This window comes from Petrotoga sibirica DSM 13575, assembly GCF_002924625.1.
GTDB classification, from domain to species: Bacteria; Thermotogota; Thermotogae; order Petrotogales; family Petrotogaceae; genus Petrotoga; species Petrotoga sibirica.
In genome coordinates this window covers 44,955-56,845 of the sequence record NZ_JAHC01000021.1, presented here as the reverse complement: position 1 = coordinate 56,845, position 11,891 = coordinate 44,955, and the positions used below count along the sequence as shown (strand labels likewise).

Sequence of the window (11,891 nt, the reverse complement as noted above, 5' to 3'; positions counted from 1 at the left end):
GCGGGGCGAAGGGGCGCTAAATCTAAATTTTTTAAGGTTCATAAAAGCACTATAACAAGAATAAAAACAGGAGGAAATTTTAATGACAAATGAGCAAAAAAGAAACTTTTTGCTGTACTCCATAGGTAGACTTGTATCTTTAATAGGAACTGGCATACAAATGATTGCTTTACCGCTTTATATCCTTGATCTTACAGGCTCTGGAACCCTTATGGGTACATTTGCTCTTTTAAGCACGCTTCCAGGATTAATTTTTTCACCGATAGCAGGGGTTTTGGGAGATCGAAGAAATCGAAAGAAAATTATGGTGAATACAGACTATTTACGAGGGATAATTATACTTTTTATGGCATATTCTGCCTATCAAGGTTGGATGAGCATCGCCTTTATCTTCACTGCCCAAGTATTTATTTCTATATTAGACAGTGTTTTCGGCGGCTCAACCAATGCGATGCTTCCGGACTTAGTCCCTATTGAATTCCTCACAAAAGCTAATTCACTAAATTCTTCAATAAATGGTATTTCTAATATTATAGGACCAATCCTTGGAGGAATCATATATGGATTTGGGGGAATAAAAGTTGTGTTTCTTATAAATGGAATTTCTTTCGTTATTTCTGCCATAAGCGAAATGTTTATTACTTACCATCCTCATTATGAAAGTAAGCAAAAAATATCCTTTAAATCTATGTTTTCAGACATAAAAGAGGGATTAATTTTTATAAAGGTAAGAAAGGGTTTGAAAGAATTGCTTTTATTTGCGTTGGTTCTCAATTTTATGATGGCACCGATTCTTACGATTGTGCTTCCTTATGTATTAAGGCAAGAAATCGGATTTACAAGCGAACAGTATGGAATTACTCAATCTTCTTTTACCGTGGGGATATTAATTGGTAGTATTTTAATTGGTACTATTTTTTATAAGAGTAATCCCAAAAAATCGATGACATTTGGTTTAATAGTAGAGGCTATCATGTCTTTCATCATTTCAGGTTTATTTTTTCCTAATATCGTTACCACATTCGGAGGAGCATCATGGACTTTCTTAATAATTTTATACATAAACCTTATGGTAATAGGCGTGAGCAATGCTTTTATAAATATACCTATTGATACCAACATGCAAAAAATGACACCAACCAACGTAAGATCTCGTGTTTTTACGGTTGTGGGGTTGATTACGCAAGGAGCTGTACCTGTTGGTATGCAGATATATGGTATTCTTTTAGATTTAATGAAGGGATATCAAATTGCACTGTTTGCAAGCATAGCATCAGCTATTGTAACCATCCTATTTTTAAGAATTGCACCAGAAGAAACCTTTAATCCTAAACTTGTTACTGAAGAAGTATAAAAGTCGATTTTTGATAAAATCATTTTGTTATTTGTTGTTTTTTAAATATACATATTTTTCTACGATCTCTATTTCTTCTTCTGTTAAACCATATAACGAATACACCAGTCTGTCTATATCTTGTTCCCATTGGCTGGTATCCGCAAGAGGATTCTCCTTTTTGGCGGAAATGATTTTATCTACCAACTCTTCAATCTGCTGGACGATGGATTGATTGGATGGAGTGATGGGGGGTATGGGCATAATCTCAACGTATTGGTTAGATAACCTAAAACCCGTAAAACCATATTGATGAACAATCATTTCAACGTATTTATAAATTAATTTTGAATTTAAGATTGCCATTATGTATTTAAGATTGTTTCCTGTAAAAAAAGCCATGCTATCTAATGTAAAAATGTTTGATCCAACTAAACAAAAAGTTGGTTCTTGCGTTATTCTTTGCCACACCACCTTCTCTTTCTCAAACTCGTGGTAGTAGGCGATTTGGTCCTGAGTTTCAAACCATTTATTGCTGGTTTTTTTGCGGGCATTAAAACCTAATTCTGGATATTTTTTGCCTGATTGTTCTAGTTGTCGAATATCAAAGTGGTCAAGAAAATATTTTTTCAAAGAAGGATAATCATCAATGTTTAATCGTAATGCCGGAAAAGTTCCTATCACCCACAATCCAGCCCATTCGTAATAATAACGTTTGATATCCCTGCCTCGAAGTATTGGTTTTATAACGGCTTCGGTGCGACGACGTTCTTCTTCGTCCTTACAATTGTTCAAAATTTCTTCCCGCTTTTGGCTGTCAATTATAAATGCTTCGTTGAGTCCAGTTAGCACACCTCGGTAAATTTTTACATCCCACTCTTTTAATGGTTTACCAATGCCTTCAATCTTTTCTTTCAGTTTTTGTTCAGCAGCTGAACCGATAAACCATGCATCTTTGGATAGATTAGTAAGTGTGACACCGCGACTTTTTAGCTGTTCAGTTATGTTTATAGGTTCGTTATTTTCACTTTGTAAAGTTACAGCTTTCAGATTTTTCTCGTTAGACTTTTTTTGAATTAAAAGTATATTAGTATCTACTGTTGCTGTTTCGAAGATGCCTGGTCCTAAATCAATTAGTATTTGCGGGTTGTACCTAGAAAAAAAGTTTCTTAGTTTTTCTCCATATCCTGCACGCATCCATTTGTTGGAGGTAATAAAGCAAAGTAAGCCTTTTTCTTTGAGTAGTTGAATACCTCTTTCGTAAAACAATACGTAAATATCTCCCTTTCGGTCAAAGGTTTCATAATTTAGTTTTTCATAAAGTTTGGCAAGTTTACCTCCCTCATTTTGGAGTTGAATATATGGAGGATTAGCAACCACAACATCAAAACCGCCTTTTTGGTGAAATACCTCTGAGAAATAAACCTCAATATCAAATTCAGTATTTCCATTGGTGATCTTGCTGAAGAGTTCGTCGATCTGATTTTTGTAATCTTGCTTTTTGGTAGGACTAGTCTCGCTAAAGAGCAAGGGTTTGGTTTTTTCTAAGTCTTCGAAAAGCTTAAAATTTAAAAGTTTTTTCTCTATTTTAAGTAGTGAATCTCCTCTAACTACTTTGTAATCAAGATTAGGTAGTGGTTTTATGTTGTGAAATTCTTCTTCATCCACGATCATTGATAACCAAAACCTTAATTTGCATATTTCAACTGCACCATTATCTATATCGACCCCATAGAGAGAGTTTTCAATGCAAGATCGCTTAAAATTATAAGTCTTTTCTTCTTTGTCAAGATAAATGGAAAGCAGTTTCCTCATTTTTACTATCTCATGCATCATCCCGATTGGAAAGGCGCCTGAGCCAACTGAGGGATCCAGTACTTTTATGTTTGCGAGTAGTTGGTCTAATTCTTTTGCGTTTCGCCTTATGATTTCAGGAATTTGTGTTTCATAACGTGTTGTTTTCTGATCACCTGCTTGGATTCTTTCTTCTTTTTCAAGAGCAATGGCTTCTATTTCAGTAACTGAATCAGCTTTTTCTACAAACTTTTCCAAAGCTTTTCTTAAAACTTTGCCATGCATTTCTGTTTCTAGATAACTTATCAAACTTTCTTGACACATGTAGTGAACTATCTCCCTTGGTGTGTAATAGACGCCGTATTCTTTGTTGAATTTTGTTTCTAAGCTTCTTTTTCCTGATTTCAAAACTTTTACATATTCATCGAAGTTATCTTCTCTTATGGCATTTAGTTTTTCATAGATTTTTCCAAGAAGTTCAGGGTCCAAGGCAACTTCTTTTTCGAGTGGTTCTTCTTCGTTTACAGTGAAATTGAATCTATCGAAGATATCGAGTATACCGTCTCCTTGATCTACTTCTTTCGTTTTATCGCTATTTGAAAAAAGATTATCAGGGATCATTATGTCGATTTCTACCCAGTTATAATTATTTATGGGATCAAACAATCCACCATTTAAAAATGGTAATTTGCAGTCAAACCTGCTAAAGTAATGGTCAGCATCACTTCTATCAGTTCTTAATGCTTCGAAAAAGAGAGGTTCTAGGATGTCGTTGTAGAAATTCTGATAATCTCCAAATTCTTTGTTGAACAATTTTCTCATGAAATCCTTTTGGCCTGTACCCCAGGGTTGGCCTTTTTTAACCCCGAACCAGCCTTTCTTTTGCAGGAAGTAAAGGAAAGTAATTTGAGATAAGAGTTTTTTGGTAAAGTCAACGGTGCTTATGTTTTTTGTTTGAAATTCTTGTTTTACCTCTGGATTCTGCTCGACGATTTTATCAAGTTCTAATTTTGTTCTGATAAAAAGATCTCTGTATTTTTGGAAAAATTCATCTGTTACTATCTCAACGTTGAATGCTTCTTCTAAATCTTCAAGGGTTGGTTTGTATTCATCGTTCATTAGTATTGGGATAAACCTGCTTTGAGCTGTATGGCTATTTTCATTTTTACCAACGAGGAAAGACCATCTTTTTGCAGGTGTGAATTCTTCTTTGGCTTTGACCTTCCCAGGAATTTTTAGGTCAAAGCTATAATCCATCTTAACTAGCGAAAATCTCCAATCTTGGTTCTCTGGTGAGACAAAAGCAACCAGAGCAGCATCTTTCAATTTCCCACCTCTTGACCCTTTTAGGTACCAAGCTATGAAGTTTCTTTGCATAGCTCTAGCTCTCTCAAGTGAGGTTTCTTTTTTTAACTGGACGATTAGCAAATCGATTTCTTTGCCATCATATGAATACTTACCGATTCTTTCTAATGAACTTATGTAAGGTTCAAATGCATGGGAAATATAGCTACCTCTATAGACAAAAGGTTTCTCTTCAAAAGATTTCAAGAGATTTTTAAGGAAAAGTGAAAAGTTGTCTTTATTGAAAGGATTTTCGAAAATTTTAACTACAAGATTTCTAGCTTGTTCTTTATTCATCGTTTCCCTCTCCTAAAAACAGTGATAATATTACTTCCCTTTTACCTTCTGTTACAGCAGCAGTTTGTACATAGTGGCTTTTAAAGAAGGTTGGCGAGATTTCACATTGTAAAACACCTATTACTTTTAGAGGATTTTGTATCTCTTTGGATATCTTGTTTAATGCAGTGAGTGTTTTCTTCACTGTTTGTTTGGGTATACCGCCTTCTTCAATCTTGGTTATAATTTGATTAAGATATTCTTCCTGATCTTCTGTGAGTTGTTTTGCGTTTTTTTGGGTAGCTTTTAGAATTTTGAGAAGTTCGGTTTCATTTTTAGAGCCTCTCTGGCGTGTGTCAACGATGATTTCTTCAATGGTTGCATCATAGAATGAGCTTTTATTTTTATCTAATAGTTCATAGTAATGTTGAGTTGGAATATTCGTTCTTTTTTCATCAGGTGTACTCTCAAAAATTTTTGCGGCAGTTAAAAAATCTGTCTCTTTTGCTGGTTTGCTTTTATTCGATAGATAGAATTTCATCAATTTGCCTTTTCTGAAAAACGTTATCAGGGAATGAGGAAAGGCTATGTCTTTGAGCGATTCAGAAAGTACCTTTGCAGAACGTGCTTTCTTTGGTAGGTGCTTTACTTTTTCAAAAAGTTCGGGATTATTTTTTTGAATATCTTCAATTAATCTTAGATACTTGAGTTCACTTTCTTCCTCTTCTTCTGGTGTAATCGTATCCTTTGAGAGTAATTTGTTAAATAATTCGTGAGAAGAGACGGGTTCTCCTTCGGTGAGAATCGAGGTGTCTCCACCTAGTAACGTTAAAAATGCTTCTATTTTTGAACGAGCTATGTTTGTTAACTCTATTTGGGAATCAGCTTGTATGGTTGGGAAAAAGTTAAATGTATAAATCCTGTTAAACCTAGTATCTATACGGTTTATTCTCCCTACCCTTTGCATCAACCTTGTGGGGTTCCATGGTATGTCATAGTTGATTACAATGTTTGACCTGTGTAGGTTAACGCCTTCAGAAAGTACTTCAGTTGAGATAAGTATTTTGTAATCATCTTTTTGGTTTTTTGCCCTTGCGTCGAAATTTTCTATTACTATCTCTTTAATAGTTTCTGGTGAATTTCCATGAAAAACAAGGGCGATTTTACCTAAAGAATTATTTATATTTTCACTCAAATACTCGGCAGTCTCTTTTGACTCTGTAAAGATAATTATTTTCTTATCTTTCAAGATATTGTGATTTTTCAAATTTTGAAGAAGGGTTTCAAGCTTTGGGTCCCTTCTTATAGACTGCCACATCGATCTTATTTTTTTTAGAATTTCAAGGTCTTTGGTAAGATCTCTTTCAAATTCTGGGTTAAAATCTTTACTTTCGTACTTTTCGGCTTTTCCTTGTTCTATAAGTTTCTGAATCATTTCGTCATCTTCAGCTTCGGATAGTTCGAAGATTTTGTTTATATACTTTTTACTTATGTATACTCTTCCTTCTCTATATTCTTTATTAAACATTTCGTAGTAGTTGATGAATCGCTCTATGCTTTTTTTAAATGAATAGAAGCTACTTTCAAGGCGTTTTACTAATAGAACTTTCATAAAACCGACCATATTTTTTTGGGATTGTTCTTGTTGGGAATTTATACCTTTTTTTAAATATAGCAAGGGTGTATAACGGGCATATTTGAATTGTTGGGTTATTAGTCTTATACTTTCCATGAAAATGCTGTCTTCATGGTCGTTTAATTGATAATAAAACGGTTTGGGATCTTCTACTTCCGGGAACTTTATTTTATTTTTCTTTAAATCTTCTGCAAAGTATTTCTCGATTTCCCTTCTTGTCCTTCTAACCATTAGATATTTTAATACCTTATCACGGATTTCTTTTGCATTACTCTTTGTAATTTCTAAGAATTTGTTGTAATCTTTTTGACGGTCAACTTTTTTTAACTTACTCTCAAGTCTTCCAAAGAACTCTTCTAGATTAGTAACACCTGGGATATTGCTTTTTTTGGTATTCTGGAAGAGTTTAATAAGCGAGAGAAGATCCTTAGGTGAATTATTGTAGGGAGTGGCAGATACTAAGATAACTCTTTTTCCACGTGCAATTTCGGCTATTTTTTCATAATTGATATTCGCCTCATTTCTGAAACGATGTGCTTCGTCAATGATTATATTTTTATATTCTCTTTGTTCTATTAATTTTTTTGCTTCGTCAATTTTGCCAATTGATACAAAATTGGCTGGGAGATGAAAATCTGCGAAAACATTTTGCCAGGAACCGGGATTGTTTTTATTAAGTAGAGCTGGTGGAGCTATAACAAGGGTTCTACCATCAAGCTGTCCTGCTAACATCGCACTGATGTAGGTTTTACCGAGACCTACTACGTCAGAAATAAAAACTCCACCGTATTCTTCTAATATCCTTTTTGCATTTATAACTGCTTGCTTTTGGTATTCAAAAGTTTTGAAATTTTCAGGATAATATTGAGAGAAGATTTCATCGCTTTTACTTAACTCTTCTTTAAAATACTCATACAGGAATTTGAGATACAGCTCGTATGGGGTAATTGTTTGATTGAGCCAGGTTCTTTCGCTTATTGTTTGAATATATTTCTCACTGACATCTATAGCATCTTTCCATAACTCTTCAAATTGCCGTTTTGCAAACTCGTAATCCGAGCGATTCTTTAACTCGACGTTGAATTCAAGGTTATTCAGCAGTCCAGATTGTGTAAAATTGCTTGAGCCGGTGATAACCCTTCCTACATCTCTGTCTCCCTCTTTAAAAGTCATAATGTATAATTTTGCGTGAATATTCTGTGAGGGGTAAGCCTTTATTTCTAATTTCCCATCTTTTATCCATTCAACAAATTTTTGAACCCCTTCTTCAACATTTTGGTTATCTTCAGAATCACCCATCTCACTTTCTACCATCTTTTCTACTTCTTGTTTTGTCTCTGAATGTGAAAGAATTTGATTTCCTGGTGCATTTATTAAATCGTAAGTTTCTTTACTAGTTCCAATTCCTATTAGTATTTTGATTTTTTCAGTTTTTTCTAGCGATTTATATATAAGATGGAATCCACTTATATAAAAGTATGCAACTAAACAATCGAAGGATTGACAATCCTTTATTAACTGTTCAAATCTATCTTTAAGGGTTTGATTGGGTGCGTTAGTGATAAACGTTAGATCTGACATTGCTTTCACAACTTCATGACTGTTAAAAAGTGCATAGGGATCGTTTTCTTTGTTCATATATTATTACCTCATCTTTCCTTGTATTTTAATAAAATTTGAATACAAAATCACTGTTTTTAGACCACCGTTTAGCCTTAGGATAACTTTTTTTTACGAAATAGAAAATATTTCATGTTTCTTTCTATGTATTATTTTATATCATTTTTTCATTCTTACAAAATTGATTAGAAAGCTTTTTAAAATTTTTCGATTTTTATAACAAATATGATTTCTATGAAATTTTTTTCATGCTGCACAGGATCGCCTCTAAATAGTTATAATAGCCTATAAACAGGAATAATCGTCTTTGACTATATAATTTTATTCACATATAATTAAATTGAAGGTTGAGAAAATATAATTGGGGGAGCAGAGTGGTGGAGCATCACACAAAAAGTTTTTGAGTTCCTAAATATCATTAATAAATTACTGGTGGAGGTGATAGCAAGATGGAAAAAGTTACCGTAAGTTTAATTAAAGCGGATGTTGGAGGGATTCCAGGTCATTCAACTGTACATCCCAAACTTAAAGAAAAAGCCTCTGAGTGCTTACAGGAGGCAAAAGAAAACGGATTGTTGGTAGATTACAGAGTTTTACACGTAGGCGATGATTTACAACTACTTATGAGTCATCGAAGGGGGATCGATTCTGAAGAAATTCATAAACTCGCTTGGGAAACTTTTGAAGCAGCAACCAAGATTGCGAAAGAGTTAAAGTTACACGGTGCCGGGCAAGATTTGCTATCAGATGCATTTAGCGGAAATATTAAAGGAATGGGCCCAGGTATAGCAGAAATGGAATTTACAGAACGGGGGTCTGAAACTTTAGTTGCATTTATGATGGATAAAACAGAACCAGGTTCTTTTAACTTCCCCATATACAAAATTTTTGCGGACCCGTTTAATACTGCAGGATTGATTATAGATCCTTTGCTAATTGATGGTTTCATATTTGAAGTATGGAATATAAAAGACAGAAAAAGAATTTTTCTCAAGTGTCCGGAGGATTTGTATCTTTTCTTATCTTTGATAGGTGCAAAAAGCAAATATGTTATAAAAAGGATTTTCCCCAAGGATTCCAGCCCTTTACCAAAAGATGAACCCGTTGCAGTAGTAAGCACAGAAAAGTTGTTCTTTATCGCTGAAAAATATGTAGGGAAAGACGATCCAGTAGCATTGGTAAGAGCACAATCGGGTTTACCGGCTTTGGGAGAGGTGTTAGAACCTTTTAGTGTGCCTTATTTAGTCAGCGGTTGGATGCGTGGTTCACATGCCGGCCCTTTAATGCCTGTTTCATTCAAAGATGCTCAATGTACGCGATTTGATGGGCCACCTCGTGTAATTGCAGCGGGCTTCCAGATAAGTCACGGTAATTTTATCGGTCCCATAGATTTGTTTGATGATCCTGCTTTTGACCTAGCTCGAAAAAAAGCTTTAGAATTGGCAGATTACATAAGGGTACTAGGTCCTTTCGAGCCACATAGGCTTCCGCCTGAAGAGATGGAGTATACTACCCTCCCAGGAGTATTAGAAAAGCTTGAAACAAGGTTTGAAGAATTGGAATAATAATTTCTCTTATGAGGTAACTCCCGAAGTAGCATGCGGGAGTTACTTTTTTTATGCAAATTAATCAATAACTTTAAAAAATTTAATAACATACTTGATTTTTTTAAAGTAATATATTTTAATCTTTGTGGAATATTTATTATGATATTCAAAAGCTTAAAGAGGGAGATAAAATGTCAAATTCAACTGGAGGTTTACATCTTTTAATAAAAAACCGTAATTTTCTACTTCTTTTTTTCGGTAGGCTAGTATCCAGTGTCGGATCTGCTATTTTTATTATCGCCATTCTTTGGTCAGCTGCAGCTGAGATAGGCGGGGTGGGTGCAGTTAGTACTGTTTTAAGTACGATTGCTGTTACGAATATTATTTTTTCTCCTTTTGCAGGTGTTTGGGCAGATAGATGGAAAAAGAAAAATATCCTTGTGATAACAGATTTAACCAGTGGTGGAATCCTTATTTTACTGGGTATCTTCTTTGGAACATATTTCTATCAAATTTGGGTATTGATAATAACCATTTTTGGATTACAGATCTGTGGTACCTTATTCGGTCCTGCGTTGTTGTCTTTAATCCCGATTATAGTAAACGATGATGAGCTTTCTCAAGCTAATGCCATGATTTCAATGACAGATAGACTTTCTCAACTTATAGGAATGGCTATTGGTGGTGTGATTGTGTCTTTAGTGGGAATAAAATGGCAAATTTTAATCGATGGGATGACTTTTATTTTCTCGGCAGTCTCTGAAATGTTCATAAAAACAGAAGAAAAAGGCAGAAAAAAAGAAGAAGCAGAAAAAAATGGGATGATTTTTTCAGAAATAAAAGATGGTTTCAAAGTGATATGGACCAATGTTCAACTTAAAGGGTTGATAACTTTAGAGACATTAGATGATTTTTTTGGAACTAATATATTCGTTTTCTTACCTGTATTGGCTAGTGAGATACTGAAAGTAGGTCCTGGTGAGTATGGAATTATGCAAACGATGTTGGGAGCAGGCTCTTTTGTAACCGCCCTAGTTCTATCATCCATTAAAGAGATAAATGAAGTACGTAGCACTAATGTTATCCTCGGTTTTGGTAGGAGTATTCCTGGCTTCTCTTGGTATAGTTAACAGTTATATTTACGTATTGATTGCCTTGTTGATATTAGGGTTTATGACTGAGATTGGAAATATTAATGAAAATCTTTTGATTCAAAGGATTACCCCTGAAAATACAAGGGGACGAGTTTTTGCGTTGCGATCAACGATAGATGATTCGTTAAGACCCTTTTCTTATGCATTTGCAGGGATTATGGCAACATTTTTTTCATTGAAAAGTTTGTTCTTGGTCTTTGGAATAATAACTAGCATACTTGGAATATTTTACTTATTCATCCCTTATCAAATGAAAAAGCGGAATGTTTCTTAAAAATCGTGTTAGATCATAATTAATTGTCATTGAAATAGGGTAATGGTTAGATAGTAATTATGTCTTTGAACTTGATTTGCTTTTTGTTATTAGCTTCGTTCTTCCCTTTTACCTTTTCAAAAAGCACTTTAAGTATAGTCTTATCGTTATCAGGATGATAATGTGTAATATCAAAGGAAATCTACTAATCATCCTTTTCAATGTACCTAAGGATACCTTCTTTGCTTCTTCTGTCTTTGAAAGTTCATACATCGAAAATCTGTTATTCTTTTCAATTCCTCGATGTATACTTCCAACATGGAGCTGAAGTTTTTCAGCACAAACACATCCAGATAATCCCCAACATTTCCACAATATCACTTCATGAATTGATTCATACTTCTTCTTTGGTCCTCTTCTCTTTTTTTTCTTACCTCCCTTCAAAAAGAGTTAAGGATATGATATCATTTGTTTGCAGCATTGTGCAAACAAAGATCTTTTAAAAAAAGAGATTTTTGTTTTCGAGGAGTTTGGGGGGTTTACCCCTCAAAGGTTCGAATTATGATCTAACCAATCTTTTTCACGGACATCTAATATGATCTAATGCGCTTCGCAAATGAGATTGAGGATGTTAATTTTAAGACTTTATAAAAAAACATTTTGCACAGGACAGCAAAAGGGCTCCGCTTTGTGGCCCTTTTAAAACAAGAATTTTAGTTTTGTCGCATATATTAAAAAATATCTTTTTTAGATGTTCTGAAATATTATATAGCACCTTTATCCAACTTCCCGCCCATCTAAGAAAGGGAAGTGAGTTTTCTAATGTTTTCCTTGAGAGAATAAATGAGAATACCAAAACATTCTCCATGTGATATAATATTTTAGGCTTAACAATTAGATAAGAGAAAGAAGTTTGAACAGTTATGGAGGTGCC

General features: G+C 34.2%; 7 protein-coding genes. 4 read left to right on the top strand and 3 right to left on the bottom strand.

Annotated features, from left to right (window positions below):
- Positions 1–82: 82 nt before the first annotated feature.
- Positions 83–1,354, top strand: a complete 1,272-nt coding sequence (locus AA80_RS06280; RefSeq protein WP_103876941.1) for an MFS transporter — start codon at positions 83–85, stop codon at positions 1,352–1,354.
- Positions 1,355–1,381: 27 nt separating this feature from the next.
- Here the strand turns inward: AA80_RS06280 and AA80_RS06275 are convergent, their stop codons facing one another.
- Positions 1,382–4,768, bottom strand: coding sequence for an Eco57I restriction-modification methylase domain-containing protein (locus AA80_RS06275; RefSeq protein ID WP_103876940.1), 3,387 nt, complete (start codon positions 4,766–4,768; stop codon positions 1,382–1,384).
- The gene (locus AA80_RS06270; protein WP_103876939.1) at positions 4,761–8,021 is read right to left on the bottom strand and encodes a helicase-related protein; all 3,261 of its coding nucleotides are present in this window, start codon (positions 8,019–8,021) and stop codon (positions 4,761–4,763) included. The genes AA80_RS06275 and AA80_RS06270 overlap by 8 nt, the downstream gene beginning before the upstream one ends.
- A 431-nt stretch (positions 8,022–8,452) precedes the next feature.
- Here AA80_RS06270 and fbp point away from each other — a divergent pair, with 431 nt between their 5' ends.
- The 3 genes from fbp (at position 8,453) to AA80_RS10235 (ending at position 10,978) form a co-directional block, all read left to right on the top strand.
- Positions 8,453–9,568, top strand: coding sequence for a fructose-1,6-bisphosphate aldolase/phosphatase (fbp, locus tag AA80_RS06265; protein ID WP_103876938.1), 1,116 nt, complete (start codon positions 8,453–8,455; stop codon positions 9,566–9,568).
- A gap of 173 nt (positions 9,569–9,741) precedes the next feature.
- Complete coding sequence (locus AA80_RS06260; protein ID WP_243830526.1) at positions 9,742–10,680, top strand: MFS transporter; 939 nt, start codon at positions 9,742–9,744, stop codon at positions 10,678–10,680.
- Positions 10,610–10,978, top strand: coding sequence for an MFS transporter (locus tag AA80_RS10235; protein WP_244903570.1), 369 nt, complete (start codon positions 10,610–10,612; stop codon positions 10,976–10,978). Before AA80_RS06260 ends, AA80_RS10235 begins: the two co-directional genes overlap by 71 nt.
- 108 nt (positions 10,979–11,086) lie before the next feature.
- On the opposite strand, the gene AA80_RS09900 is transcribed toward AA80_RS10235, so the two are convergent.
- A complete protein-coding gene (locus tag AA80_RS09900; RefSeq protein ID WP_134080006.1) occupies positions 11,087–11,332 on the bottom strand; it encodes a hypothetical protein in 246 nt (81 codons plus the stop codon).
- Positions 11,333–11,891 lie beyond the last annotated feature (559 nt).

Coding starts and splice junctions, on each gene's coding strand:
- AA80_RS06260 (WP_243830526.1), top strand. CDS start 9,742: ATGTCAAATTCAACTGGAGGTTTACATCTTTTAATAAAAAACCGTAAT.
- AA80_RS06280 (WP_103876941.1), top strand. CDS start 83: ATGACAAATGAGCAAAAAAGAAACTTTTTGCTGTACTCCATAGGTAGA.
- AA80_RS06275 (WP_103876940.1), bottom strand. CDS start 4,768: ATGAATAAAGAACAAGCTAGAAATCTTGTAGTTAAAATTTTCGAAAAT.
- AA80_RS06270 (WP_103876939.1), bottom strand. CDS start 8,021: ATGAACAAAGAAAACGATCCCTATGCACTTTTTAACAGTCATGAAGTT.
- fbp (WP_103876938.1), top strand. CDS start 8,453: ATGGAAAAAGTTACCGTAAGTTTAATTAAAGCGGATGTTGGAGGGATT.
- AA80_RS10235 (WP_244903570.1), top strand. CDS start 10,610: ATGAAGTACGTAGCACTAATGTTATCCTCGGTTTTGGTAGGAGTATTC.